This is a genomic window from Streptomyces sp. NPDC089799 (assembly GCF_040684755.1).
Taxonomy (GTDB): Bacteria; Actinomycetota; Actinomycetes; order Streptomycetales; family Streptomycetaceae; genus Streptomyces.
Map to the genome: position 1 here is coordinate 273,067 of NZ_JBFBGR010000001.1, position 26,042 is coordinate 299,108.

A 26,042-nucleotide genomic window follows, 5' to 3' on the forward strand; every position below is an offset into this window, starting at 1 on the left:
TGAGGCCCCATCACCCCCGGTGAAGGGGTGATGGGGCCTCGGAAGGTGTTCCGCGGGTCAGGGGCCGGTCCTTGCGGCTTCGAGCGGCCTTCCGGTTGGTCCCTGCCCGTCCGGCTTCCTAGATGTCGCGGAAGATCTCGATCTGGGCGCCCACCGAGTTGAGGCGTTCGGCGAGTTCCTCGTAGCCACGGTTGATCACGTAGACGTTGCGGAGGACAGAGGTGCCTTCGGCGGCCATCATGGCCAGGAGGACGACCACTGCGGGGCGGAGGGCCGGCGGGCACATCATTTCGGCCGCGCGCCAGCGGGTGGGGCCCTCGACCAGGACGCGGTGCGGGTCCAGGAGCTGGAGGCGGCCGCCGAGGCGGTTGAGGTCCGTGAGGTAGATGGCGCGGTTGTCGTAGACCCAGTCGTGGATGAGGGTCTTGCCCTGGGCGGTGGCCGCGATCGCCGCGAAGAACGGGACGTTGTCGATGTTCAGGCCCGGGAACGGCATGGGGTGGATCTTGTCGATCGGGGCTTCGAGCTTCGACGGGCGGACCGTCAGGTCGACCAGGCGGGTGCGGCCGTTGTCGGCCGTGTACTCCGCCGAGCGGTCGTGGTCCAGGCCCATCTCCTCCAGGACCGCGAGCTCGATCTCCATGAACTCGATCGGCACGCGGCGGATGGTCAGTTCGGATTCCGTGACCACCGCGGCGGCGAGGAGGCTCATCGCCTCGACCGGGTCCTCGGAGGGGGAGTAGTCGACGTCCACGTCGATGTTCGGGACGCCGTGCACGGTGAGGGTGGTGGTGCCGATGCCCTCGACCTTGACGCCCAGGGCCTCCAGGAAGAAGCACAGGTCCTGGACCATGTAGTTGGAGGAGGCGTTGCGGATGACCGTGACGCCGTCGTGGCGGGCCGCGGCCAGCAGCGCGTTCTCGGTGACCGTGTCCCCGCGCTCGGTCAGCACGATCGGGCGGGTGGGGCTGACGCCCGGCTCGACCTTGGCGTGGTAGATGCCCTCGGTCGCGGTGATGTCCAGGCCGAAGCGGCGCAGGGCGATCATGTGCGGCTCGATGGTGCGGGTGCCGAGGTCGCAGCCGCCGGCGTAGGGCAGACGGAACTGGTCCATCCGGTGGAGCAGCGGGCCCAGGAACATGATGATGCTCCGGGTCCGGACGGCCGCTTCGGCGTCGATCGCGTCCATGTCCAGGGCGGCCGGCGGGACGAGTTCCAGGTCCACGCCGTCGTTGATCCAGCGGGTGCGGACGCCGATGGAGCCGAGCACCTCCAGCAGACGGTAGACCTCTTCGATCCGGGCGACCCGGCGCAGGACCGTGCGGCCCTTGTTGAGGAGGCTGGCGCAGAGCAGGGCCACGCACGCGTTCTTGCTCGTCTTGACGTCGATGGCGCCGGAGAGGCGGCGGCCGCCGACGACCCTCAGGTGCATCGGGCCGGAGTAGCCGAGAGCGACGATCTCGCTGTCGAGCGCTTCGCCGATCCGGGCGATCATCTCAAGACTGATGTTCTGGTTGCCGCGCTCGATCCGGTTCACGGCGCTCTGGCTGGTGCCGAGCGCCTCGGCGAGCTGGCTCTGCGTCCATCCCCGGTGTTGCCGGGCGTCACGGATGAGCCTGCCGATGCGTACGAGGTAGTCGTCTGCCATGGGTGCACCGTATCTCAGATATGAGATGGGGTTCGCGCGGGGTGTGGCGGACGGGTGTTACCCACCGTCAGATCGTGTCCGTTCTGTCCCGGGTCCCGGCTGCTTTCCCCCGCTTTCCCCTTCCCGTTCCGCTTACCCCTGCTTTTGCCCCTCCTTTCATCCCTCCTTCGGCCGGTTTCCGCTCGGCTCCATCCGGCCCGCCGCGCCCGCGTGGTGGGTGACGAGTTTGGTCAGCAGGGCCGTGAGCTGCTGCTGTTCGCGGGGGGAGAGGGGGGCCAGGAGCTCCTCCTGGGCGGCCCGGAGCAGTTCCTCCAGCCGGTGGAGCTGCTTCCGCCCGTGCGGTGTGAGGGTGATGACATTCCGTCGGCGGTCCGCCGGATCGGGGGCCCGCTCCACGTCCCCGCGCTCGGCCAGCTCGTTGAGTACGGCGACCAGGTCGCTCCGGTGGATGCCGGTACGGGTGCTCAGTGCGGCCTGGCTGGCCGGCCCGTACTCGTCCAGCGCGACCAGAGCGGCGTAGTGCCATTTGCGGGCATCTGCCCCGTTCAGCCCCTCCGCGACCAGGCGTTGGGCCAGGGTTGCGGCCTGCCCCAGGAGCCGGGTGGGCAGTTCGCGCAGCCGGGCGGGCACCGGTGGCCGGGTCTCGTCTTCCTTCTCCATGTCCCGATCCTAGCCCTTGCGTTGGTGACACCAACGGTCTAACTTCGTTGGTGTCACGAACGTTAGTCGCCCGAACGAAAACGAACGAGAAGGAGGGGCCGGCATGCCCACCATCGACGTGCTCGACTCGACGATGTACTTCGAGGACCAGGGCGAAGGAGTGCCCTTCGTCTTCCTGCACGGCAACCCCACTTCGTCCCATCTGTGGCGGAACGTCCTGCCCTGGATGGCCGAAGGGATCAGGGTCCTCGCACCCGACCTCATCGGCATGGGGCGCTCCGGCAAGCCCGGCGGCGAGTACCGATTCGCCGACCACGCCCGCTACCTGGACGCCTGGTTCGACGCCCTCGGCCTCGACGACGTCGTCCTCGTCGGCCAGGACTGGGGCGGGGCGCTCGCCTTCGACCACGCCGCCCGGCATCCCGGACGGGTGCGCGGCATCGCCTTCATGGAGACCATCCTGCGGCCGATGACCTGGGCGGAATACCCCGAATCGTCCAGGGCCCGGTTCCAGGCCCTCAAGACCCCCGGAGTGGGGGAGCGGCTCGTCCTCCAGGAGAACGTCTTCATCGAGGACAGCATCCACAAGACCGTGCTGAACCCGCTGACCGAAGCGGACCACGCCGTGTACGCCGCCCCGTACCCCACCCCCGAGAGCCGGCTCCCCATGCTCCAGTGGGCGCGGTCCATGCCGCTGGAGGGCGAACCCGCCGACGTGGTCGCCCGCGTCGAGGCGTACGACGCCTGGCTGGCCGGCACCCCGGACGTGCCGAAGCTGCTGCTCACCTTCGACGGGTCGCCCGCACTGATGATCGGGCCGGAGCTGACCGCCTGGTGCGAGGAGAACATCGCCGCCCTGGAGACCGAGTACTGCGGGCGCGCCGCGCACCTCGCCCCCGAGGACCGTGGCGAGGAGATCGCCGCGGCGGTCAATGCGTGGGTCGTACGGCAGCGGCTGCTGGGCGGCGCCGACGGGTCTGCGGGGCGCTGACCGGGCGGGGCCCTGATGCGCCGTCCGTGCCGGCGTGCGCCCCGGCGCCCGGCCCGGCGCCCGGCCCGTCGTTCGGTCCGCCGTTCGGTCCGTCACCTGTTCCGGTCATGATCCCCGCCGGGTGACGTCCGGGGGACCGTTCCTGCGTTGAGCCGTGCGAACCCGCCGTCCCTCGTGCCGCGGGCTCTCATGCCCGGTATGTCCCGGCGATTGCGCCCGATATGCCCCGAGTCGAAGCTGCGCAGAGGTGATGCCTGATGGTGCCCGAGGTTCGGTCGTTCCGTCGCCGGGCGGGAGTGGCCGCCCGCTGCCGGGCGGTGGTCGAGGACCCCGTCTTCGGGCTGAGCGTCTTCGCGCTGATCCTGGTCAACGCCGCGGTCCTCGGGGTGGAGACGTACCGCGGGACCGCCCTCGTCTACCGCCAGGAGATCCACGCCGTCGAACAGGTCTGCCTGCTGCTGTTCACGCTGGAGCTGCTGATCCGCGCCGGAGCCTGCGCGGACCGGCCGCGCGAGTTCTTCCGCGACCCGTGGCAGCTCTTCGACCTGGCCGTCGTGGTCTCGGCGTTCCTGCCGCTGCTGTGGGACAACACCACCCTCTTCCGGCTGCTGCGGCTGGCCCGGGTGCTGCGCACGGCCCGGTTCCTGCCGCAGCTGCGGATCCTGCTGGTCGCGATGGGGCGCAGCCTGCCGGGCACGCTGAGCTTCCTGTTCGTGGGCGGGCTGGTGCTCTACGTCTACGCCATGATCGGGTGGATCTGCTTCGCCCGGGTCGACCCCGCGCACTACGGCTCCATCGGGCGGGCGGGCCTGACGCTCTTCCTCCTCACCACGATGGACGGCCTGACCGACGCCGTCCGGGCCGGGCTGGCGATCTCCCGGTTCAGCATCCTCTACTACGCGTCGTACGCCCTGCTGGCCTCCTTCTTGCTGGTCAACATGCTGATCGGGGTGGTCCTCGGCTCGCTGGACGAGGCGCGGGAGATGGAGAAGGAGGAGCGGGAGAGGCAGGCGCGGCCGAAGCAGCCGGGGCCGCCGCCGGCGTCCTCCGCCGGGGTGGCGGCAGCGGTTCCGGCGGACGTGGACTCCCGCGAGGTGCGCGAGCGGATCGCCGGCGCCCGCCGGGCGCTGGACGAACTGGAGGCGAGCCTGCAGGTCGGCGCGGAGCGCGAGCACCTGGTCCCGTCGGGCCGCCGGCTGGAGGTCTCGGGAAGCGGATGACGCCGCGGCGGCGCCCGGTCGGGTGACGTACGCGGCCGGGCCGGAGGTGTGCTCCTCCGGCGGCGGCCGGGACGGTACCGGCTCCGCTTGGGCCGGTCGCTCCGGGGCCCGGACCGGGCGCGCCGGTCCGGTCTCGCCCGGTCCGGGCCCGCCCCGTCCGGCCCCGCGCCGACTGCTCCGGCGGTGGCTGCTCGGGTACCGGCTCCACCGGACCGCCCGATCCACGCTCGCCCGATCCCCGGCAACGCCGGGGACGTGCTTGCCACCACCCACGAGCGACTCCAGCAGGTCCAGGCGGGCAGGCGGGGCCACGGCCACCGCGGTGGAGGCGGCCGAGGAGGCGGAGACGCCGCAGCGTCAGTCCGCCTCCCGGCAGCGTGGTCCCCCACACACAGCAACTCCGGGCGTAGGCCGGTCGAGGCCCGTCCGGCCTCAGGCCCCGCAGCAGGCGTCGTGCCGGCCGCCGTGGACCGAGGCGTACGACGCCGGTCGCGGGCCGGCCGCCGCGCGGGTGAGGCGGCCCGCGGCGGCCCGGCCCGCGGCGGACCGTGCGTCGTGGACCACGCGACCGCCGACCAGGGTGAGTTCGACCGCCGTGCCGCTGATGTCCGGCACCGGACAGCGGGTCACGTCCCGGTCCAGCAGCACCAGGTCCGCGGCCTTGCCCCGCTCCACCGTCCCCGTCAGCGCCTCCTGGCGCAGCTGCCACGCCGTGCCCGAGGTGTGCATCCGCAGGGCCGACGTACGGCTCAGCCCCTCCAGTTCGCGGTGGAGCTCACCGCTGCCGTACGCCCCCTGGCGGTCGACCGCGGTCCGCAGCTGGTTCCACACCTGCAGCGCGTCCACCGGCCAGTCCGAGCCGCCGGACAGCCGGGCGCCGGCCTGCTCCAGGCTCCGTGCCGGGTACATCCACCGGTGCCGGCGCGGCCCGATGTACGGCAGCAGCGCCTCCATCGTCCAGGTGTCCTCCGCCGCCCACTGCAACTGCATGCAGGCCGCGACGCCCAAGGCGGCGAACCGCCGCAGGTCCGCCGGGTCGACGATCTGCAGGTGGGCGACGGCGTTGCGCGGGTCGTGCTGCCCGGTGACCCGGCGCGCGTACGCGTACCCGTCCAGGGCGGTACGGACGGCCCGGTCGCCGAGCCCGTGGGCGTGCATCTGCCAGCCGGCCCGGTTGAAGGCGGCGGTGAGCCGGCCGTAGTCGGCGGCCGTCGTGTACAGCTCGCCCCGGTTGCCGGTCGGCTTCCCGGTCGTCCCGTCCAGGTACGGCTCCAGCAGGGCGGCCGTCTGCGCCGGGTACTCGATGACCCCGTCCAGGAAGACCTTGATCATCCCGAACCGGAGCCCCGGCACGCCCCCGAACTCCCGGCGCAGGCCCCGCGCGTACGCCAGGGAGCCCGCGGGGTCCCGGGTCTGCTCCACCTCCAGCCGGAGCGCGGGAACGATCCGCTGCGGCAGCTTCCCGGCCGCTGCGAGGTCCCGGTACAGCTCCAGCTCGTGCCGTCCCACCAGCGCGTCCATCATCGTGGTGACGCCGGAGGCGGCCGCCTGCTCCAGCACCTTCGCGCAGGCCGCCACCAGCTCCGCCCGGGTCGGCTCCGGAACGTGCCGCTTGACCAGGCCCTGCGCGTCGTCCTTGAGCACGCCGGTGGGCAGGCCGTCGGGCCCCTTGACGATCTTCCCGCCGGGCGGGTCGGGGGTGGCCGCGGTGATGCCCGCGACGTCCAGGGCGCGCCGGTTGGCCCACAGGTTGTGGCCGTCACCACCGACGAGGACCACCGGGCGGCGGGTGGGCAGCGCGTCCAGCATGGAGTGGTGCGGGACGGTGCCGGCCGGCATCAGCCCGACCGGGTTCCAGTCCTCCACCACCAGCCAGGTGTCGGGCTCGGCGCCTGCCCCTCCGGTGTCGGCGAGGAACCCGCGCAGGATCTCCCGGAGTTCGGGCAGGGTGGTCTCCGCACCCTCCAGCGAGGGGCGCAGCGAACGGTCGCCCGCCCCCAGCGGGTGGACGTGCCCGTCGTGGATGCCGCTCATCACGGTGTTGCCGCGGGCGTCGACCACCTCGGTGTCCCGGCCGACGTACCGGTGCAGGGCCCGGCCCCGGCCGGTCTCCAGCACGGTGCCGTCCCGGCCGATCGCGACCGCCTCGACCGGAGGACCGCCGTGCGTGCCGGTGAACACCCGGGCGTTGTGGATGACCAGGGCGGCGGAACCGCGCTTCGAAGCGGCACCGGTGGCGGCACTGACCCCGGTGCCGGCACCGACACCGGCGCCGGTCGCGGGAGCGGCGGCTGCGGCACCGGCCGCCGTCCCGATCAGACCGGCCGCACCGACGGCCCCGGCCGCGGCGATCAGACCCCGCCGGGACAGGGAGGAGGAAGACGTCATGACCACTCCAAAGGTTGGGTGGCCAGGACACTCGGTGATTAACCCCTTAACCGGAACCCGCCCCCGGCGACGGATTCCGCATCCCGCACGCCCCGTACGCCCCGCACCCCCCCCGCACACACATCCCGTTCGGCGTAGGACGGCGGGCCGCGCGTCCGTACGATGACCCCCGTGCCCGCGCCCCCGACCATCGCCGACATCGCGCGCGCCGCGGAGGTGTCCACGGCGACGGTCTCGCACGCCCTCAACGGCACCGGGCGGATCGGAGAGGCCACCCGCCGCCGGGTCCGCGCCGTGGCGACCGCCCTCGGCTACGGCGCCCCGGGCGCCGGCCCCCGCACCCGCACGCTCGGACTGGCCGTCACCACCTTCGCCGGCTCCCCCTGGAACTACGTGGCGGTCTCCTACTTCTCCCGCTGGCTGACGGCCGCCACCGCCGCCGCGCACGCCCGCGGCTACGCCCTCACCACCCTCCCCGCCGACCGCGGCGCGCAGACGCTGTGGCACAACCTGGCCGTGGACGGGATGCTCCTGCTGGACAGCCCGGACGGCGACCCGGTCCTGCGCGCCCTGCGGGCCCGCGGCATCCCGGTCGTGTTCGACGGCCGCCCCACCGCACCCCGCCCCGAGGACACCTGGGTGGACAACGACCACGCCGCGACCACCCGCGAGGTCCTCGACCACCTCGCCGCGTCCGGCGCGCGCCGCATCGCCCTGCACGGCGGCTTCGGCGGCGAGTACTACACCCGTGCGGTGACGGAGGCGTACGAACGCTGGTGCGCGGACCACGCCCGCCCGCCGCTCCCGGTCCGCTTCGACCCGCACGACGCCCCCGGCCACGCCTTCGACGAGGCGTTCGCCGCGGGCGCGGCCGACGCCGTCTACTCCCTGTACGACCCGGGCGGCCGCCAGACCCTGGCCGCCGCCGCCCGCCACGGCCTGCGCGTCCCGCAGGACCTCCTGATCGTCTGCGCCAGCGAGGACCCCGCGTACGAGACCACCGAGCCGCCGGTGAGCACCGTCACCCTCCACCCCGAACGCATCGCGGAGGCGGCGGTGGCGGCCCTGGTCGCCCGGGTGGAGGCACCGGCCGAGGCGGTCCCGGGCGGGTGCACGGTCCCGGCCGGCCTGCTGGTCCGGGCCTCGTCGCGGCAGCCGCGGTCCTGACCTCCCCGTCCTTCCCCTCCTCTCTCCTCCCCTCCCCGTCCCGGCAGGGGACGGGGTCAGTCCGCGAGGAAGGCGCTGACCGTCGTGGTGAAGGCCTTGGCGTCGTCCAGCCACGGGAAGTGGCCGGCGGCCGGCTGGACGGCGAGTTCCGCACGCGGGAAGAGCCGGCCGAAATCGGCCAGCACCGACACCGGGCCCTGCAGGTCGGCGTCGCCGGCCAGGACCAGGACCGGCTGTCCGAAGCGGGCCAGCGCCTCGCGCAGCGCGGGCGGGTCGAAGGCGCCCTCGGCGCCGAAGGCGGCGCCGGCCTCGTGGTTCTTCGCGCCGTCGCTCTCCGCGGCGAGACGCTGTGCCGCCCCGTCCCAGCGGCCGTGGAAGAAGGGGGTGACGGCCTTCCAGTTCTCCGGCGTGGCCTCACCCGCGACGACCCTCTCCAGCGCGGCGTACGCCTCCGGGAACCAGGGCTCGTCGGCGCGGAGACGGGCGGTCTGCAGTCGCAGCTCGCCGCTGATCCCGATGCCGGCGGCCATGACGCTCGGCGTGATCAGGGCAAGCCGGCCCACGTGTTCCGGCCACCGTGCCGCGTACTGCACCGCGAGGTTGGCGCCCGCACTGTGCGCGAGCAGGTCGATCCGCTCCAGGCCCAGGTGCAGGCGCAGCGCCTCCACGTCCCCGACCTGCCGGTCGCAGCGGTACGTGGCCGGGTCCGCGGGCACCGCCGACGCGCCGGTGCCGCGCGGGTCCAGCAGGATCAGCCGCCGGCCCGCGGACGCGGCCAGGCCGCCGAGGTCCCCGAAGTAGTCGGAGTTCCGCATCGGGCCGCCGGGCAGGCAGATCAGGTCGGGAGTGGCGGCAGTGGCAGGAGTGGCGGGGTCGGCTGCCGCTGCGGGGTCGCCGCAGACGTGGTAGGCGAGCTCGGTCCCGTCGTACGAGGTGAACGTAGGCATGATCGCGAGGCTCGCAAGCCCTGCCCCGCCGGGCAACTCGTTTCCCGACCGCTCTTTTCCCGGCAACCCGTTTCCCGACCACCCCCTGCCCGACCACCCCTCGCCCGGCACCCGCTTCCGGTCAGCCGTTCTGGGCGGCCCGGGCGCGTTCGGAGAGCAGCCGGGTGAGGGATTCCAGGTCGCCGCTGTCGTAGGACCGGCTCTCGTTGTCCTTGCCGAAGACCACGGTGAGCAGGGTGCCGGTGCGGACCATCGTGTAGTGGACGGTCTCGGTGACGTACCCGGCTCCCCGGCTGCTCGACCGGGTGAACGCCGTGCTCTCGTCGCCGATCCGCGGCATGGTCAGCTTCGCCGCCCCCGCCTCCTGCGCCTTCCGGCGGTACTTCTCGAAGGCGGTCCGTGCCTCCGCCGTGCCGGGATAGGCGTACACCACCAGCTCCGTCTCCATGCTGAAGCGCGCCCGGTACTCGGCCTGCCCCTCGAACGTGGATCCGTCGTCCTGTGACGAGACGTCCGCCGTGGGCGCGGTGACCTCCGTCCAGCCGCTCGGCAGGCTCGCTGCGTCCGGCAGGACCGCCTTGACCGCCGCCGCGTCGGTCAGCTCCCTGGCCTTCCCGCCACCACTTCCGCCACCACTTCCGCCCCCGCCCCCGTCCCCGCTCCCGCCGTCCGGTGCTCCCCACACACCGTCGGACCCCCCGGGCCGGGCCGCGCCGGAGCCGGGTGAGTCGTCGCCGTCGAGCAGCCGTGTCCCTCCGTAGACGCCCAGGGCCACCAGAACGACCAGCGCCACCGTGACCAGGACGGCCAGGGCGCGCCCGGCCGGGGTGTTGTTGAAGGTGACGGGTCCCAGCGCGATCGTGCTCCTGCGCACACGGGCGCCGCCGTCGATCACGATGCCGCCGACGTTGCTCCGCGGGGGTCGGGCCGGCGGCGGTCCGGTGAGGGCCCGGACCAGCAGGGCGGCGAAATCGGGGTCCTCCGCGACCGCGGCGGAGAGTGCTTCCGCCAGCAGGGCGGGGGCCTCCGGATCCGAGGGCCCGGCGTCCACGGCGGCCAGCGCCGCCCGCCCGCCGGGATCCCGCCCGAGCCGCTCGCGGACCAGGTCGGAAACGGTCCGTGCGAGCTCCGCCCCCGTGGTGGCCGTCGCGCCGCTCGCGATGTCCGTCATCATCCGCACGACCAGTGCCGTCATGTCGGCTTCCAAAGCGCGCCCCCCACGGCCGGTGAAACCCGAGGGGTTCAGGTTCGGTGTCCGCCGGGCGGTCCGCATCCGTGCGACCGGACAAATATCGGCGACAACCGGCCACCCTGCGCCGGGCGCGACGGATCGTCGCGCGTGCTCGCGGATCTTCCCGGGCCATGCCGGGCATGACCTCGGCGCGGCCATGTACTAGAGTTATCTCGACATCGAGATATCTGCCGAAGGCGAACCGCAGCCGCCCCGCTGGTAAGGGTTACCTAACTTAGCCCTACCTTAGCGGATTGGCCAGAGTGCCACGCGGCAGGATGCGGTAGAACGCGCGAATTCATGCATGAAGGAGACTGTCGTGTCGGCGAACAGCTTCGACGCCCGTAGCACGCTGCAGGTGGGCGACGAGTCGTACGAGATCTTCCGGCTGGACAAGGTGGAGGGCTCCGCCCGTCTGCCCTACAGCCTGAAGGTGCTGCTGGAGAACCTGCTCCGCACGGAGGACGGCGCGAACATCACCGCCGACCACATCCGCGCGCTGGGCGGCTGGGACTCGCAGGCGCAGCCGAGCCAGGAGATCCAGTTCACGCCCGCCCGCGTGATCATGCAGGACTTCACCGGTGTGCCCTGCGTCGTCGACCTGGCCACCATGCGCGAGGCCGTCAAGGAGCTCGGCGGCGACCCGTCGAAGATCAACCCGCTGGCCCCGGCCGAGCTGGTCATCGACCACTCCGTCATCGCCGACAAGTTCGGCACCAAGGACGCCTTCACCCAGAACGTGGAGCTGGAGTACGGCCGCAACAAGGAGCGCTACCAGTTCCTGCGCTGGGGCCAGACCGCCTTCGACGAGTTCAAGGTCGTCCCGCCCGGCACCGGCATCGTCCACCAGGTGAACATCGAGCACCTGGCCCGCACGGTCATGGTCCGCAACGGCGTCGCCTACCCCGACACCCTCGTCGGCACCGACTCCCACACCACCATGGTCAACGGCCTCGGTGTGCTCGGCTGGGGCGTCGGCGGCATCGAGGCCGAGGCCGCGATGCTCGGCCAGCCGGTCTCCATGCTGATCCCGCGCGTCGTCGGCTTCAAGCTGACCGGCGAGCTGCCCACCGGCACCACCGCCACCGACCTGGTGCTGACCATCACCGAGATGCTGCGCAAGCACGGCGTCGTCGGCAAGTTCGTCGAGTTCTACGGTGAGGGCGTCGCCGCCACCTCCCTCGCGAACCGCGCCACCATCGGCAACATGTCGCCCGAGTTCGGCTCCACCGCCGCGATCTTCCCGATCGACGGCGAGACCCTGAACTACCTCAAGCTCACCGGCCGTTCCGAGCAGCAGGTCGCGCTGGTCGAGGCGTACGCCAAGGAGCAGGGCCTCTGGCTGGACCCGGCCGCCGAGCCGGACTTCTCCGAGAAGCTGGAGCTCGACCTCTCCACGGTCGTCCCGTCCATCGCCGGCCCGAAGCGCCCGCAGGACCGCATCGTCCTGGCCAACGCCGCCCAGCAGTTCGCGGTGGACGTCCTCAACTACGTGGACGACGCCGACGAGGCGGGCAAGGAGTCCTTCCCGGCCTCCGACGCCCCGGCCGCCACCAACGGCGTGCCCAGCCGCCCGACCCAGGTCACCCTGGCCGACGGCACCTCCTTCGAGATCGACCACGGCGCCGTCACCGTCGCCGCGATCACCTCCTGCACCAACACCTCGAACCCCTACGTCATGGTCGCCGCGGCGCTCGTGGCCAAGAAGGCGGTCGAGAAGGGCCTGTCCCGCAAGCCGTGGGTCAAGACCACCCTGGCCCCGGGCTCGAAGGTCGTCACCGACTACTTCGACAAGGCCGGTCTGACCCCGTACCTCGACAAGATGGGCTTCAACCTCGTCGGGTACGGCTGCACCACCTGCATCGGCAACTCCGGTCCGCTGGACGAGGAGATCTCGAAGGCGATCAACGAGCACGACCTCGCGGTCACCTCGGTGCTCTCCGGCAACCGCAACTTCGAGGGCCGGATCAACCCCGACGTCAAGATGAACTACCTGGCGTCCCCGCCGCTGGTCGTCGCGTACGCCATCGCGGGCTCCATGAAGGTGGACATCACCACCGACGCCATCGGCGTCGACACCGAGGGCAAGCCGGTCTTCCTGAAGGACATCTGGCCCTCCGAGTCCGAGGTCAACGACGTCGTCGCCAACGCCATCGGCGAGGACATGTTCAACAAGTCCTACCAGGACGTCTTCGCGGGCGACGCCCAGTGGCAGGCGCTGCCGATCCCGACCGGCAACACCTTCGAGTGGGACCCGCAGTCCACCTACGTGCGCAAGCCCCCGTACTTCGAGGGCATGACCATGGAGACCACCCCGGTCTCCGACATCGCCGGCGCCCGCGTGCTGGCGAAGCTGGGCGACTCGGTCACCACCGACCACATCTCCCCGGCCGGTGCGATCAAGGCCGACACCCCGGCCGGCCAGTACCTCACGGAGCACGGCGTCGAGCGCCGCGACTTCAACAGCTACGGCTCGCGCCGCGGCAACCACGAGGTCATGATCCGCGGTACGTTCGCCAACATCCGCCTGCGCAACCAGATCGCGCCGGGCACCGAGGGCGGCTTCACCCGCGACTTCACCGTCGAGGGCGCCCCGGTCTCCTTCATCTACGACGCCTCCCAGAACTACCAGGCCGCCGGCATCCCGCTGGTCATCCTGGCGGGCAAGGAGTACGGCTCCGGCTCCTCCCGCGACTGGGCGGCCAAGGGCACCGCGCTGCTCGGCGTCAAGGCCGTCATCGCCGAGTCCTACGAGCGCATCCACCGCTCCAACCTGATCGGCATGGGCGTCCTGCCCCTGCAGTTCCCCGAGGGCGCCACCGCGGCCTCCCTGGGCCTCACCGGCGAGGAGACCTTCTCCTTCACCGGTGTGGAGGAGCTCAACAACGGCACCACCCCGCGCACCGTCAAGGTGACCACCGACTCCGGCGTGGAGTTCGACGCGGTCGTCCGCATCGACACCCCCGGTGAGGCGGACTACTACCGCAACGGCGGCATCATGCAGTACGTGCTCCGGAACCTCATCCGCGGCTGAGTGACCGCCGGGCGGTAACGCTCGCAGGGCAACACCAAAGGGCCGTATCCCCGTTAAGGGGGTACGGCCCTTCCGCTTTTCGCGCGGACGGTGCCAGATGACGGACAGGTCTCGACTCGGAAAAACCGTCGGCCAATTCTTGTGCCCGATCTTGCTGCCCCGAGCGGAAGTGGACTATACCTGTGCGCGTCCGGGCCACCGCGGACGAGCGGCCCGGGCCCTCCTTCACATTTCTGACGAAGGCGAGGACAAGCATGGGATCGACTGGTGAGGGCCTCGGACGCCGTGATCTGATCAAGCGCTCCGCAGCACTCGGACTGATCACGGTGCCGACGATGGGCATCCTGTCCGCCTGTGCCTCCGGTGGCGAGGAGACCACCAAGGGCCCGGACAAGGCGCCGGTGACCAAGGAGAACCCCTTCGGCGTGGCGAAGGGGGGCAATCTGGAGGTGGTCGTCTTCAAGGGCGGCTTCGGCGACGACTACGCCAAGGCGTGGGAGAAGGCCTTCGACGGGAAGTGGGGCACCAGCAGCTCCCACACGGGCACGCAGGAGATCACCGGGAAGCTCCAGCCCCGCTTCAACGGGGGCAACCCGCCCGACGTCGTCGACAACGCCGGCGCGCAGAAGATCAAACTGGACGTGCTCTTCAAGGCCGGGCAGCTGGCCGACCTGACCCCGGTGCTGGACGCGCCCTCGCTGGACGACCCGACCCGGAAGGTGCGGGACACCCTGATCCCCGGCACCATCGAACAGGGCACCCAGGGAGGCAAGTTCGTCGCGCTGAACTACGTCTACACCGTGTTCGGCTTCTGGTACTCGGGCAAGCTCTTCAAGGAGAAGGGCTGGACGCCGCCGAAGACCTGGGACGAGTTCCTCGCGGTCTGTACGAAGGCCAAGGAGGCCGGCATCGGGGGCCTGGCCCACCAGGGCAAGTACCCGTACTACATCAATGTCGTGATCATGGACCTGATCGCCAAGAAGGGCGGTCTGGAGGCCATGAAGGCCATCGACAACCTGGAGCCGAACGCCTTCGAGGGCAACGCGGCCGCCCTCGCCGCCGTGGAGGCCGTCTACGAGGTGGTGGAGAAGGGCCTGCTGATGCCGGGCACCAACGGCCTCACCCACACGGAGTCACAGACGGCCTGGAACCAGTACAAGGCCGCCTTCATCCCCTCCGGCTCCTGGCTGGAGAACGAGCAGCTCAAGCAGACCCCGGCCGACTTCGAGATGACGTTCCTGCCGGTGCCGCCGCTCGCGGACAGCAAGCTGCCCTTCGAGGCCATCCGGGCGGGCGCCGGGGAGCCCTTCATCGTCCCGGAGAAGGCGGCCAACAAGGCCGGCGGCATGGAGTTCATCCGTTCGATGCTGTCCCGCGAATGGTCGACCGTCTTCGCCCAGCAGGCGAACTCGCTCAGCGTGGTCAAGGACGGCGTGGACCCCGGCGTCAAGCTGCGCCCCGGCACCCAGTCGGCGGTGGCGGCCCTCAAGGCGGCCGGTCAGGACACCTTCAACTTCCTGTACACCGAGTGGTACGGCGAAATGGACACGGCGATCCAGGACGCGTCCAATGAGCTGATGGCCAAGCGCATCCAGCCCAAGGAGTGGATCAAGCGGTGCCAGGCCGCGGTGAACAAGGCGGCCCAGGACCCGAACGCCAAGAACAACCGCCGCAGCTGACCCGGGGACGGACACCATGAGCCAGGTAGCCCGCAGCAAGGGACGGGCCGGATTCATCGCCGGCTTCCTCTTCGCGCCGCTCGCGCTGTACCTGACCTTCGTCATCTGGCCGTACGTACAGACGTTCGGCTACTCCTTCACCAACTGGTCCGGGCAGTCGCCCGTGTTCGACTTCGTCGGACTGGACAACTACTCCGCCCTGATGAAGGACGAGGTCTTCCGCGGCGCCCTCTGGAACAACCTGCTGCTCCTGGTGTTCGTCCCGGTGATCACCATCCTGCTCGCCCTGTTCTTCGCCTTCATGGTGAACGCGGGCGGGCGGGGCGGTGCCGGCGGGGTGCAGGGCGTACGGGGATCCGGCTTCTACAAGATCGTCTACTTCTTCCCGCAGGTCCTGTCCCTGGCCATCCTCGCCGTGCTCTTCGGTGCCGTGTACCGCAGCGACCAGGGCGGGCTGCTCAACGGCTTCCTGGTCCGCACCGGCCTGGTGGACGCCCAGCACCCCGTCGAATGGCTCAACGAACCCGACCTCGTCCTGTGGTGCCTGCTGCTGGTGGTCATCTGGCACGGGGTCGGCTTCTACCTGGTCCTCTTCTCCGCCGCCATGCAGTCCATCCCCAGGGACATCTACGAGGCCGCCCTGCTCGACGGCGCGCGCCGCGGGCAGACCTTCTTCAGGGTCACCCTGCCCCTGCTGTGGGACTCCGTACAGACCTCCGCGGTCTACCTGGGCATCGCGGCGATGGACATGTTCGTCCTCGTCTCCACCATGACCTCCGGCGAGTTCGGCGGCGGCCCGGACCACCACAGCGAGGTCATGGCGACGGTGCTCATGCGCAACTTCCTGTACTACGGCAGGAGCGGCTACGCCTGTGCCATGGGCGTGGTGATGCTCCTGCTGACCATGATCCTTTCGATCATCACGCTGCGCGCGACCCGCCGCGAGCGCATCGAGTTCTAGGGCGGCACGAGCCTTTCGGGAGCGGGAGACACCATGACCACAGTGATCAAGGCCCCGGGTGAGGCGGCCGCCGGGCGCTCCGGCGGCTCCGCGGGCCCGGAGGGGCGGCGCGGGCGCGGCTCGGAGGGCGCGGTCCTCAACGTCTTCTCGCACGGCTTCCTCGCCGTGTGGGCGCTGCTGATCGTCCTGCCGCTGATCTGGCTGGCGCTCGGGTCCTTCAAGACCGACGCCCAGATCGGCGGCTCGGCCCTCGGCTGGCCCTCCAACTGGAACCTCGACGCCTTCGGGCGGGCCTGGGAGAAGGGCATCGGGGACTACTTCGCCAACACCCTCATCGTGATGGTGTTCTCCGTCCCGCTGACCATGCTGCTCGGCTCGATGGCGGCGTACGTACTGGCCCGCTACCCCTTCCCGGGCAACCGGTTCCTGTACTACTTCTTCGTCAGCGGGGCGATGTTCCCGGTGTTCCTGGCGTTGGTGCCGCTGTTCTTCATGGTCAAGCGCTTCGACATGCTGAACACCTACCAGGGCCTGGTCCTGGTCTACGTCGCGTATTCGATGCCCTTCACCGTCTTCTTCATGCACTCCTTCTTCCGCACCCTGCCCACCGCGGTGCACGAGGCCGCGGTGATCGACGGCGCGTCGGACACCCGGATCTTCTTCCAGGTGATGCTGCCGATGGCCAAGCCCGGCCTGATCAGCGTCGGCATCTTCAACACCCTCGGCCAGTGGAACCAGTACATCCTGCCGACGGTGCTGATGCAGCCGCAGCACGGATCGGATCCCGAGCGGTACCTGCTCACCCAGGGACTGATCCAGCTCAAGCAGCAGCAGGGGTACGCGACCGACCTGCCGGTCCTGTTCGCCGGCGTGACCATCGCGATGATCCCGATGCTGGTGGTCTACCTGTCCTTCCAGCGGCAGATCCAGTCCGGCCTGACCTCGGCGACGCTGAAGTAGGGCGTTCCCGGGCCGTCAGGAGCCGCTGACGGCCCGCCGCAGGCCGGCCGGCCTGCGGCGGGCACGGAGCGCACGCCCGGCCACCATCAGCGGCGCCCGCAACACCTCGGGTCCGCCGATCCGGCGGGCCGACACCGCGGCCAGCGCGACCGCCGCTGGACTGAACGCGTTCAATTGAATGGCCGTGTGTGCTCGGATACCAGGAAACATCAGGGGCATCCAGGAGGAAACTGGGAAATACTGACAAGGTCATCGCTTCGATGGCGGCAGCGCGAAGTCGGACTGTGCTTCTCTCGTACTTTTGGTCATGACCGGTTGTCGGCGGCTCTTGACGTCCGGAAAGCCCCAGGGGTCGACTTGGGGTTCACAAGTTGGAGAGATGGCAGGAGTGGATCAGTGGTGGAGACTCCGGGTTCGCAGTCGTCCTTGCACCGCGCGAATCTCGAACGGGTCGTACGGGCGGTGCGGCTCGCGGGTTCGCTGACCCAGGCGGAGATCGCCCGTACCACCGGACTGTCGGCGGCGACGGTCTCCAACATCGTCCGGGAGCTGAAGGACGGCGGGACCGTGGAGGTCACGCCGACCTCGGCGGGAGGCCGGCGGGCGCGCAGCGTCTCGCTCAGCGGGGACGCGGGGATCGTGATCGGCGTGGACTTCGGGCACACGCACCTGAGGGTCGCGGTCGGGAACCTCGCCCATCAGGTGCTGGCCGAGGAGGTCGAGCCACTGGACGTGGACGCCTCCTGGACGGCCGGCTTCGACCGGGCGGAACACCTGGTCGGACGGCTGATCGAGAGCGTCGGGACGGTCCGCGAGAAGGTCATCGGCGTCGGCCTGGGCGTGCCCGGCCCGATCGACGTGGAGTCCGGGACGCTCGGCTCCACCGCGATCCTGCCGGGCTGGGCCGGGATCAACCCGCGCGACGAGCTCGCGCGGCGGCTCGGGGTGCCGGTGTACGTGGACAACGACGCGAACCTGGGCGCGCTGGGCGAGCTGGTGTGGGGGAGCGGCCGAGGCGTCAAGGACCTGGCCTACATCAAGGTGGCCAGCGGTGTCGGCGCCGGCCTGGTGATAAACGGCCGGATCTACCGGGGGCCGGGCGGCACGGCGGGGGAGATCGGGCACATCACCCTGGACGAGTCCGGGCCGGTCTGCCGCTGCGGCAACCGCGGCTGCCTGGAGACCTTCGCCGCCGCCCGCTACGTGCTGCCGCTGCTGCAGGGCAGCCACGGGCCCGAACTCACCATGGAACGCGTGGTCGAGCTGGCCCGGGAGGGTGATCCCGGCTGCCGCCGGGTCATCACCGACGTGGGCCGGCACGTGGGCAGCGGGGTGGCCAGCCTGTGCAACCTGCTCAACCCCAGCCGGGTGGTGCTCGGCGGCTCCCTGGCGGACGCCGGTGAACTGGTGCTGGCCCCCATACGTGAATCCGTGGGGAGGTACGCGATCCCCAGCGCGGCACGCCAGTTGTCGGTGCTGACCGGGTCGCTGGGCGGCCGGGCCGAGGTGCTGGGCGCGCTGGCGCTCGTACTGAACGAGATGGGCGATTCAACGCTTTTGCCCGTCACCGGCGGCGGGGCTGCCGAGCCGCGGCCCATGTCTTCAGTTAGATAACGGATGGCACCGTTGTCATCTCGTTAAGGATTCACTCCTTGACGACAAGTTGCGGCCGGGGTTGACTCACGTCCACCTCGGCCGCAGCGTTGCGGCCTCGTCAGGGAGGTTCAGGAAATGAACACGCGGATGCGCAGAGCCGCTGTTGCCGTCGCCGCCACCGCCATGGCCGTCTCGCTCGCCGCCTGCGGGAGCGCGAAGGAAGCCGGCGAGAAGTCCACGGGCACCACCACCGGCTCCGCAACGGCCGACGGTGCGATCAAGGTCGGTCTCCTCCTTCCGGAGAACCAGACGGCGCGCTACGAGAAGTTCGACAAGCCGCTCATCGAGAAGCAGGTCAAGGAACTCACCGGCGGCAAGGGCGAGGTCGTCTACGCCAACGCCAAGCAGTCCGCGACCACGCAGAACTCCCAGGTCGACACGATGATCACCAACAAGGTGGACGTGCTGATCCTGGACGCGGTGGACTCCAAGGCCATCGCGAGCGCGGTGAAGAAGGCCAAGGACGCCGGCATCCCGGTCGTCGCCTACGACCGCCTCGCCGAGGGCCCGATCGAGGGCTACACCTCCTTCGACAACGAAGAGGTCGGCAAGGTCCAGGGCAAGGCCCTGCTGACGGCCCTGGGCGACAAGGCCAAGGCCGGCGACATCGTGATGATGAACGGCTCCGTCACCGACCCGAACGCCGCCCTGTTCAAGAAGGGCGCGCACGCCGAGCTCGACGGCAAGGTGAACGTCGGCAAGGAGTACGACACCGTCGAGTGGAAGCCGGAGAACGCCAACACCAACATGGCGGCCGCCATTTCGGCACTCGGCAAGGACAAGATCGTCGGCGTCTACTCCGCCAACGACGGCATGGCCGGCGGCATCATCACCGCCCTCAAGGCGGCCGGCGTCTCCCCGCTGCCCCCCGTCACCGGCCAGGACGCCGAGCTCGCGGGCGTACAGCGGATCGTCGCGGGCGAGCAGTACATGAGCGTCTACAAGCCCTACGCGCCGGAGGCCGAGGCCGCCGCGAAGATGGCCGTGGCCCTCGCCAAGGGCGAGAAGACCGACTCCATCGCCACCTCCAAGGTGGACAGCCCCACCACCAAGGGCGTCCCCTCCGTCCTGGTCCCGGTCGTCTCGCTGACCAAGGACAACATCAAGGACACCGTGGTCAAGGACGGCGTCTACACGGTCGCCGAGATCTGCACCGACAAGTACGCCGCGGCCTGCGGGTCGGCCGGCCTCAAGTAGCCCCGCGGCAGCCGCGCACCGGCGCGGCCCGCCGCACCCGACGCGCCGCACCGCACCGCAGCGCGTCACCGCACCAGCGCTTCAGCGCACCAGCGCACCAGCGCACCAGCGCATCAGCGCACCAGCGCATCAGCGCACCGAGCGTGCCACCGCACCACCGTGCCACCGCACCACCGCACCGCGGGTCCCACGAGGGCCCGCTCCCCCTCCGGCCGGCGCCCCGCCCCTCATACCCCCGCCACCGCGGGGCGCCGGTGCAGAATCGTTAATGCAGGACATCCCCGCCGGTCAGGCGGCGAAGGAGATGATTCACGTGTCCGCTGCGCCCGTGCTGGCGTTGCGCGGGGTCTCGAAGCGATTCGGTGCCGTTCAGGCCCTCACCGACGTAGAACTCGAGATCCATTCCGGCGAGGTCGTCGCCCTGGTCGGCGACAACGGCGCCGGAAAGTCGACGCTCGTCAAGACGATCGCCGGCGTCCATCCCATCGATGACGGGGTCATCGAGTGGGAGGGCAAGCCGGTGGCGATCGGCAAGCCCCATGACGCCCAGAACCTGGGCATCGCGACGGTCTACCAGGACCTCGCCCTCTGCGACAACCTCGACGTCGTCGGCAACCTCTTCCTGGGCCGCGAGCTCAAGCGCCGCGGCGTCCTGGACGAGGTGGAGATGGAGCGCCGCGCCCGAGAGCTGCTCACCACCCTCTCCATCCGCATCCCGAGCGTCCGGATCCCGATCGCCTCGCTCTCCGGCGGTCAGCGCCAGACGGTGGCGATCGCCCGTTCCATGCTCGGCGAGCCCAAGCTCGTCATCCTCGACGAGCCCACCGCCGCCCTCGGCGTCGAGCAGACCGCACAGGTGCTCGACCTGGTCGAGCGGCTGCGCGAACGCGGTCACGCGGTCATCCTCATCAGCCACAACATGGCCGACGTCAAGGCCGTCGCGGACCGGGTCGCGGTCCTCCGGCTGGGCCGCAACAACGGTGTCTTCAAGGTCGCAGACACCTCGCAGGAAGAGATCATCTCCGCCATCACGGGCGCCACGGACAACGCCGTGACCCGCCGGGCGGCGCGCACCGGGGAGGCTCGCAAGTGAGCACCGAACACACACCCGTGGACGCCGAGGTCCCCGGCCCCGCGACCGTCGCGGACGAGATCCCCGTCGCGGCCGTCCCCGTCGTGGACCCGCGGCTGCTGGTCCGTGAGGAGGGCCTGGCCGGCTACGTGCACGAGTTCAGGCGCAAGATGCGGGCCGGAGACCTGGGCTCCCTGCCGGTGGTCGTCGGACTGGCGGTCATCTGCGTCATCTTCCAGAGCCTGAACGCGAACTTCCTCTCCGCCGAGAACATCAACAACATCGCGGTCACGATGGTCGCCACCGGCATGATGGCCGTCGGCATCATCTTCGTGCTGCTGCTCGGCGAGATCGACCTGTCCGTCGGCTCGGTCAGCGGCGTCTCCGGCGCCATCGTCGCCGTCCTCTCCGTCACCCACGGCATGAACGAGTGGCTCGCCGTCCTCGTCGCCCTCGCCTCCGGTGCGGCCATCGGCGCGATCCACGGCTTCTTCTTCGCCAGGATCGGCGCGCCGGCCTTCGCCGTCACCCTTTCGGGCCTGTTGTTCTGGTCCGGTTTCATGCTTCAGCTGCTCGGCGACAGCGGCACCATCAACCTGGACTCCGACGGCCTGGTCGGAAAGCTCACCACGTACTACTTCTCCGACGTCGCCGCCGCCTACGGGCTGGCCGCGATCGCCGTGGCGGCGTACTTCGCGGGCTCCTTCCTGGACGCCAGGCGCCGGGCCGCAGCCCAGGTGCCGCACCGGCCGCTGAGCGAGATCCTGCTCCGCACCGGCCTGCTGGCGCTGGTCTCCTTCGGGGCCGCCGCCGTCTTCAACCAGTACAAGGGCCTGCCGCTGGCGGTGCTGCTGTTCCTGGTGGTCCTGGTCGGCACCGACTTCGCGCTGCGCCGCACCGGCTTCGGCCGGAAGGTGTTCGCCCTCGGCGGCAGCGTCGAGGCGTCCCGCCGGGCCGGCATCAGCGTGGCCGGGATCCGTGTCGCGGTGTTCTCCATCGCGGGCTTCTTCGCGGCGGTCGGCGGCCTGTTCTGGGCCTCCAAGATCGCGGCGGCCAACCAGAGCGCCGGTGCCGGCGACCTGCTGATGAACGTGATCGCGGCGGCCGTCATCGGCGGCACCAGCCTCTTCGGCGGGCGCGGCCGCACCTGGAACGCCCTCCTCGGTGTCATGGTCATCACCTCGATCCAGTACGGTCTCGCCCTGCAGGGCATCGCCACCCCGATCCAGTACATGATCACCGGTGCGGTCCTGCTGGCCACCGTGGTCATCGACTCGGTCACGCGCAAGACGCAGAAGACCGCGGGCCGCGCGTAGCGGCGCACCCGCACCAGGTACGGTCCTGTGCCCGGCACCACCCCGCGGTGGCGCCGGGCACACCCGTGCGACCGGCCACCCGTACGGGGCGTGTGCGCTCACCTTGGGCCGCACATGTATGACAAAGCCGTGACCCGGACGGGGCCGCCCGATGCCGGACGCACCGCGCCGGTTCATTAGACTCGTCAAACCAGCAAGCAACTGCAAGGAGGCACGGGTGCTGCTGACCCGCATCAAGGGACCGCGCGATCTGGACCGGCTCAGCCCGGAGCAGCTGGACCAGCTGGCCGCGGACATCAGGTCCTTCCTGGTCGACGCGGTCTCCAAGACCGGCGGGCACCTGGGCCCCAACCTGGGTGTGGTCGAACTGACGATCGCCCTGCACCGGGTCTTCGAGTCCCCCAAGGACCGGATCCTCTGGGACACCGGCCACCAGTCGTACGTGCACAAGCTGCTCACCGGCCGGCAGGACTTCTCCAAGCTGAAGATGAAGGGCGGCCTGTCCGGCTACCCGGCGCAGGCCGAGTCCGAGCACGACGTCATCGAGAACTCGCACGCCTCCACCGTGCTGGGCTGGGCCGACGGCCTGGCCAAGGCCAACGAGGTGCTCGGCCGCACCGACCACCACGTCGCCGCCGTCATCGGCGACGGCGCGCTCACCGGTGGCATGGCCTGGGAGGCGCTCAACAACATCGCCGACGCCAAGGACCGCCCGCTGGTCATCGTCGTCAACGACAACGAGCGCTCCTACGCGCCGACCATCGGCGGCCTGGCCAACCACCTCGCCACCCTCCGCACCACCGACGGGTACGAGCGTTTCCTCGCCCGCGGCAAGGACATCCTGGAGCGCACCCCGGTCGTCGGGAAGCCGCTCTACGAGACCCTGCACGGCGCCAAGAAGGGCCTGAAGGACTTCATCGCCCCGCAGGGCATGTTCGAGGACCTGGGACTGAAGTACGTCGGCCCCATCGACGGCCACGACATCACCGCCCTGGAGTCCGCCCTCACCCGCGCCAAGCGGTTCGGCGGCCCGGTGATCGTCCACTGCCTCACCGAGAAGGGCCGCGGCTACCAGCCCGCCCTCCAGGACGAGGCGGACCGCTTCCACGCCGTCGGCAAGATCCACCCGGACACGGGCCTGCCGATCGCCTCCTCCGGCGCCGACTGGACCTCGGTCTTCGGCGAGGAGATGGTCGCGCTCGGCAAGGAGCGCGAGGACATCGTCGCGATCACCGCCGCCATGCTCCAGCCGGTCGGCCTCGACAAGTTCGCCAAGGCCTTCCCGGAGCGCGTGTACGACGTCGGCATCGCCGAGCAGCACGGCGCGGTCTCCGCGGCGGGCCTGGCCACCGGCGGCCTGCACCCGGTCTTCGCCGTGTACGCGACCTTCCTCAACCGCGCCTTCGACCAGGTCCTGATGGACGTGGCCCTGCACAAGTGCGGCGTCACCTTCGTCCTGGACCGGGCCGGTGTCACCGGTACCGACGGTGCCTCCCACAACGGCATGTGGGACATGTCGATCCTGCAGGTCGTCCCGGGCCTCCGGCTGGCCGCACCGCGCGACGCCGACCAGGTCCGCGCCCAGCTGCGCGAGGCCGTCGAGGTCAAGGACGCCCCGACCGTGGTCCGGTTCTCCAAGGGAGCCGTCGGCCCCGCCGTGCCCGCCGTGGGCCGCGTCGGCGGCATGGACGTGCTGCGCGAGGCCGGCGCGGAGAACCCGGACGTCCTGCTGGTCTCCGTGGGCGCCCTGGCGCCGATGTGCCTGGAGATCGCCGACCTGCTCGACCGGCAGGGCATCTCCACGACCGTGGTCGACCCCCGCTGGGTCAAGCCGGTCGACGAGGCGATGGCCCCGCTCGCCGAACGGCACCGGGTCGTCGTCACCGTCGAGGACAACAGCCGGGTCGGCGGTGTCGGCTCCGCGATCGCCCAGGCCCTGCGCGACGCCGACGTGGACGTCCCGCTGCGCGACTTCGGCATCCCGCCGCGCTTCCTCGACCACGCCTCCCGCGCCGAGATCCTGGCCGAGATCGGTCTGACCGCCCCCGACATCGCACGGCAGGTCACGGGCCTGGTCTCCAGGCTGGACGGCCGCCTCGACAGCCGTCCGGCCGCCACCGTGGACTAGGACGCGCACAGGATCCGTACGGGCCCGGCACGGGACCCGTACGGGATCCGCGGAGGACCCGAACGGGTGCGGCCGGAAGGCCGTCCTGTTGCAGCCCCCGGGCCGGGAGGATCATCCTTGAATGGGTGATTCGCCCGGCCCGTTCGCGTGCCGGGCGCCCTCCACTCAGCGGGGGCCCCGTTCGGAGGTGTGCGCGTGGGTACGAATCTGAACAGTCCCTTCCGTACCAAATCGGTGGAACAGTCCATCCGTGACACGGAAGAGCCCGAACACCAGTTGCGGAAGTCCCTCTCCGCCTGGGACCTCACGGTCTTCGGTGTCGGCGTCATCATCGGCACCGGCATCTTCGTCCTGACGGGCATCGCGGCCAGGAACAACGCCGGACCCGCCACCGCCCTGTCCTTCGTGGCCGCGGGCATCGTCTGCGCCCTGGCGGCCCTCTGCTACGCCGAGTTCGCCTCGACGGTGCCGGTGGCCGGTTCGGCGTACACCTTCTCGTACGCCTCGATCGGCGAGCTGCCCGCCTGGATCATCGGCTGGGACCTGGTCCTGGAATTCGCCCTCGGCACGGCGGTGGTGGCGGTCGGCTGGTCCGGGTACGTGCGCCACCTCATGGACACCAACCTGGGCTGGCAGTTCCCGTCCTCGCTGTCCGGACCCGATGCGGGAGGCAGCTTCGACCTGCTGGCCTTCCTGCTGGTCCTGGCACTGACCGCGATCCTGGTCGTCGGCACCAAGCTGTCGGCGCGGATCACCGCGGTCGTGGTCGCCATCAAGGTCACCGTGGTGCTGCTGGTCATCATCGCCGGCCTGTTCTTCATCAAGGCCGACAACTACAAGCCGTTCATTCCGCCCGCCCAGCCGCAGGCGGAATCGGTCAGCGGCTGGCACTCGCCGCTGGTCCAGCTGCTGTTCGGGTACGCGCCGACCAACTTCGGCGTGATGGGCATCTTCACCGCCGCCGCACTGGTCTTCTTCGCCTTCATCGGCTTCGACGTCGTCGCCACGGCCGCCGAGGAGACCAAGAACCCGCAGCGGGACATGCCGCGCGGCATCCTCGGCTCGCTGCTCATCTGCACCGTGCTCTACGTGGCCGTCACCCTGGTGGTCACCGGCATGCAGCGCTACACGGAGATGTCACCCACGGCCCCGCTCGCCGAGGCCTTCAAATCCGTGAACCAGCCGTTCTTCTCCGGCGCCATCAGCCTGGGCGCCGCCGTGGGTCTGATCACGGTCTCCATGATCCTGCTGCTCGGCCAGACCCGGGTGTTCTTCGCGATGAGCCGCGACGGCCTGCTGCCGCGCGTCTTCTCCGTCACCCACCCCAAGTTCCGCACGCCCTACCGGGCGACCCTGCTGCTCGGCGTGATCATCGCCTTCCTCGCCGGGTTCACCAGCCTGGAGAAGCTGGCGGAACTGGTGAACATCGGCACCCTGTTCGCCTTCATCGTGGTCGCCCTCGGCGTGATCATCCTCCGCAGGACCCGGCCCGACCTGCACCGGTCCTTCCGCACCCCGTGGGTGCCGGTGCTCCCGATCGTGTCGATGCTGGCGTCCCTGTGGCTGATGCTCAATCTGCCGGCCGACACCTGGCTCCGGTTCGCCATCTGGATGGTGATCGGCCTCGCCGTGTACTTCCTCTACGGCCGCAGCCACAGCCGGCTGGGCAAGGGCCTGGAGCGGTCGGAGACGGGCGTACCGGAGGACTGACGGGACACGGACCCACCGACCCGGACTCACCCGTACGGGCCAACGCACGCGGGCCCACCGGCACGGCACGACACGGC

19 protein-coding genes are annotated in these 26,042 nt (G+C 70.6%); 13 read left to right on the forward strand and 6 right to left on the reverse strand.

Going from position 1 to position 26,042, the window contains the following annotated elements; genetic code table 11:
* Positions 1 to 118 precede the first annotated feature (118 nt).
* Together AB0O36_RS01065 and AB0O36_RS01070 are read right to left on the reverse strand one after the other, a co-directional pair.
* The gene (locus tag AB0O36_RS01065; protein ID WP_365102182.1) at positions 119 to 1,648 is read right to left on the reverse strand and encodes a UDP-N-acetylglucosamine 1-carboxyvinyltransferase; all 1,530 of its coding nucleotides are present in this window, start codon (positions 1,646 to 1,648) and stop codon (positions 119 to 121) included.
* A gap of 156 nt (positions 1,649 to 1,804) precedes the next feature.
* The gene (locus AB0O36_RS01070) at positions 1,805 to 2,308 is read right to left on the reverse strand and encodes a MarR family transcriptional regulator (protein WP_365102184.1); all 504 of its coding nucleotides are present in this window, start codon (positions 2,306 to 2,308) and stop codon (positions 1,805 to 1,807) included.
* Positions 2,309 to 2,411: 103 nt separating this feature from the next.
* On the opposite strand from AB0O36_RS01070, the gene AB0O36_RS01075 reads away from it, so the two are divergent.
* Positions 2,412 to 3,299 (forward strand): haloalkane dehalogenase, encoded by an 888-nt coding sequence (locus tag AB0O36_RS01075; RefSeq protein WP_365102187.1) that lies wholly within the window; start codon positions 2,412 to 2,414, stop codon positions 3,297 to 3,299.
* A gap of 257 nt (positions 3,300 to 3,556) precedes the next feature.
* Positions 3,557 to 4,519, forward strand: a complete 963-nt coding sequence (locus AB0O36_RS01080) for an ion transporter (RefSeq protein WP_365102190.1) — start codon at positions 3,557 to 3,559, stop codon at positions 4,517 to 4,519.
* 432 nt (positions 4,520 to 4,951) lie between these two features.
* On the opposite strand, the gene AB0O36_RS01085 is transcribed toward AB0O36_RS01080, so the two are convergent.
* Positions 4,952 to 6,907: an amidohydrolase gene (locus AB0O36_RS01085; protein WP_365102193.1), complete on the reverse strand. Its 1,956-nt coding sequence runs from the start codon at positions 6,905 to 6,907 to the stop codon at positions 4,952 to 4,954.
* A gap of 162 nt (positions 6,908 to 7,069) precedes the next feature.
* Here AB0O36_RS01085 and AB0O36_RS01090 point away from each other — a divergent pair, with 162 nt between their 5' ends.
* Positions 7,070 to 8,074: a LacI family DNA-binding transcriptional regulator gene (locus AB0O36_RS01090; RefSeq protein WP_365102196.1), complete on the forward strand. Its 1,005-nt coding sequence runs from the start codon at positions 7,070 to 7,072 to the stop codon at positions 8,072 to 8,074.
* A 56-nt stretch (positions 8,075 to 8,130) separates the two neighbouring features.
* On the opposite strand, the gene AB0O36_RS01095 is transcribed toward AB0O36_RS01090, so the two are convergent.
* Both AB0O36_RS01095 and AB0O36_RS01100 read right to left on the reverse strand, forming a co-directional pair.
* Positions 8,131 to 9,021: an alpha/beta hydrolase gene (locus AB0O36_RS01095; RefSeq protein WP_365102198.1), complete on the reverse strand. Its 891-nt coding sequence runs from the start codon at positions 9,019 to 9,021 to the stop codon at positions 8,131 to 8,133.
* A gap of 121 nt (positions 9,022 to 9,142) precedes the next feature.
* Positions 9,143 to 10,216, reverse strand: a complete 1,074-nt coding sequence (locus AB0O36_RS01100; RefSeq protein ID WP_365102200.1) for a hypothetical protein — start codon at positions 10,214 to 10,216, stop codon at positions 9,143 to 9,145.
* A 355-nt stretch (positions 10,217 to 10,571) separates the two neighbouring features.
* On the opposite strand from AB0O36_RS01100, the gene acnA reads away from it, so the two are divergent.
* The 4 genes from acnA to AB0O36_RS01120 all read left to right on the forward strand — a co-directional run bounded on the left by acnA (position 10,572) and on the right by AB0O36_RS01120 (position 16,886).
* Positions 10,572 to 13,286 (forward strand): aconitate hydratase AcnA, encoded by a 2,715-nt coding sequence (acnA, locus tag AB0O36_RS01105; protein WP_365102538.1) that lies wholly within the window; start codon positions 10,572 to 10,574, stop codon positions 13,284 to 13,286.
* A 254-nt stretch (positions 13,287 to 13,540) separates the two neighbouring features.
* Positions 13,541 to 14,965 (forward strand): N-acetylglucosamine/diacetylchitobiose ABC transporter substrate-binding protein, encoded by a 1,425-nt coding sequence (gene ngcE, locus AB0O36_RS01110; protein ID WP_365102203.1) that lies wholly within the window; start codon positions 13,541 to 13,543, stop codon positions 14,963 to 14,965.
* A 16-nt stretch (positions 14,966 to 14,981) separates the two neighbouring features.
* The gene (locus AB0O36_RS01115; RefSeq protein WP_365102206.1) at positions 14,982 to 15,926 is read left to right on the forward strand and encodes a sugar ABC transporter permease; all 945 of its coding nucleotides are present in this window, start codon (positions 14,982 to 14,984) and stop codon (positions 15,924 to 15,926) included.
* Positions 15,927 to 15,959: 33 nt separating this feature from the next.
* Positions 15,960 to 16,886: a carbohydrate ABC transporter permease gene (locus AB0O36_RS01120; RefSeq protein ID WP_365102209.1), complete on the forward strand. Its 927-nt coding sequence runs from the start codon at positions 15,960 to 15,962 to the stop codon at positions 16,884 to 16,886.
* Positions 16,887 to 16,901: 15 nt separating this feature from the next.
* Here the strand turns inward: AB0O36_RS01120 and AB0O36_RS01125 are convergent, their stop codons facing one another.
* A complete protein-coding gene (locus AB0O36_RS01125; protein WP_365102211.1) occupies positions 16,902 to 17,060 on the reverse strand; it encodes a hypothetical protein in 159 nt (52 codons plus the stop codon).
* 225 nt (positions 17,061 to 17,285) lie between these two features.
* On the opposite strand from AB0O36_RS01125, the gene AB0O36_RS01130 reads away from it, so the two are divergent.
* The 6 genes from AB0O36_RS01130 (at position 17,286) to AB0O36_RS01155 (ending at position 25,965) form a co-directional block, all read left to right on the forward strand.
* A complete protein-coding gene (locus AB0O36_RS01130) occupies positions 17,286 to 18,500 on the forward strand; it encodes an ROK family transcriptional regulator (protein WP_365102540.1) in 1,215 nt (404 codons plus the stop codon).
* 117 nt (positions 18,501 to 18,617) lie between these two features.
* Positions 18,618 to 19,739 carry a substrate-binding domain-containing protein gene (locus AB0O36_RS01135; protein WP_365102213.1) on the forward strand — a complete coding sequence of 374 codons (1,122 nt, stop codon included), beginning with the start codon at positions 18,618 to 18,620 and terminating at the stop codon, positions 19,737 to 19,739.
* A 304-nt stretch (positions 19,740 to 20,043) separates the two neighbouring features.
* Positions 20,044 to 20,832, forward strand: coding sequence for an ATP-binding cassette domain-containing protein (locus AB0O36_RS01140; protein ID WP_365102542.1), 789 nt, complete (start codon positions 20,044 to 20,046; stop codon positions 20,830 to 20,832).
* Between the two features lie 59 nt (positions 20,833 to 20,891).
* Positions 20,892 to 22,127: a sugar ABC transporter permease gene (locus AB0O36_RS01145; RefSeq protein ID WP_365102544.1), complete on the forward strand. Its 1,236-nt coding sequence runs from the start codon at positions 20,892 to 20,894 to the stop codon at positions 22,125 to 22,127.
* Positions 22,128 to 22,278: 151 nt separating this feature from the next.
* Positions 22,279 to 24,255 (forward strand): 1-deoxy-D-xylulose-5-phosphate synthase, encoded by a 1,977-nt coding sequence (gene dxs / locus AB0O36_RS01150; RefSeq protein WP_365102216.1) that lies wholly within the window; start codon positions 22,279 to 22,281, stop codon positions 24,253 to 24,255.
* 195 nt (positions 24,256 to 24,450) lie between these two features.
* Positions 24,451 to 25,965, forward strand: a complete 1,515-nt coding sequence (locus tag AB0O36_RS01155; RefSeq protein ID WP_365102218.1) for an amino acid permease — start codon at positions 24,451 to 24,453, stop codon at positions 25,963 to 25,965.
* Positions 25,966 to 26,042 lie beyond the last annotated feature (77 nt).

Coding starts and splice junctions, on each gene's coding strand:
- AB0O36_RS01100 (WP_365102200.1), bottom strand. CDS start 10,216: ATGACGGCACTGGTCGTGCGGATGATGACGGACATCGCGAGCGGCGCG.
- AB0O36_RS01085 (WP_365102193.1), bottom strand. CDS start 6,907: ATGACGTCTTCCTCCTCCCTGTCCCGGCGGGGTCTGATCGCCGCGGCC.
- AB0O36_RS01095 (WP_365102198.1), bottom strand. CDS start 9,021: ATGCCTACGTTCACCTCGTACGACGGGACCGAGCTCGCCTACCACGTC.
- AB0O36_RS01090 (WP_365102196.1), top strand. CDS start 7,070: ATGACCCCCGTGCCCGCGCCCCCGACCATCGCCGACATCGCGCGCGCC.
- AB0O36_RS01115 (WP_365102206.1), top strand. CDS start 14,982: ATGAGCCAGGTAGCCCGCAGCAAGGGACGGGCCGGATTCATCGCCGGC.
- AB0O36_RS01120 (WP_365102209.1), top strand. CDS start 15,960: ATGACCACAGTGATCAAGGCCCCGGGTGAGGCGGCCGCCGGGCGCTCC.
- AB0O36_RS01080 (WP_365102190.1), top strand. CDS start 3,557: ATGGTGCCCGAGGTTCGGTCGTTCCGTCGCCGGGCGGGAGTGGCCGCC.
- AB0O36_RS01070 (WP_365102184.1), bottom strand. CDS start 2,308: ATGGAGAAGGAAGACGAGACCCGGCCACCGGTGCCCGCCCGGCTGCGC.
- AB0O36_RS01075 (WP_365102187.1), top strand. CDS start 2,412: ATGCCCACCATCGACGTGCTCGACTCGACGATGTACTTCGAGGACCAG.
- AB0O36_RS01065 (WP_365102182.1), bottom strand. CDS start 1,648: ATGGCAGACGACTACCTCGTACGCATCGGCAGGCTCATCCGTGACGCC.
- AB0O36_RS01135 (WP_365102213.1), top strand. CDS start 18,618: ATGAACACGCGGATGCGCAGAGCCGCTGTTGCCGTCGCCGCCACCGCC.
- AB0O36_RS01140 (WP_365102542.1), top strand. CDS start 20,044: ATGATTCACGTGTCCGCTGCGCCCGTGCTGGCGTTGCGCGGGGTCTCG.
- ngcE (WP_365102203.1), top strand. CDS start 13,541: ATGGGATCGACTGGTGAGGGCCTCGGACGCCGTGATCTGATCAAGCGC.
- dxs (WP_365102216.1), top strand. CDS start 22,279: ATGCCGGACGCACCGCGCCGGTTCATTAGACTCGTCAAACCAGCAAGC.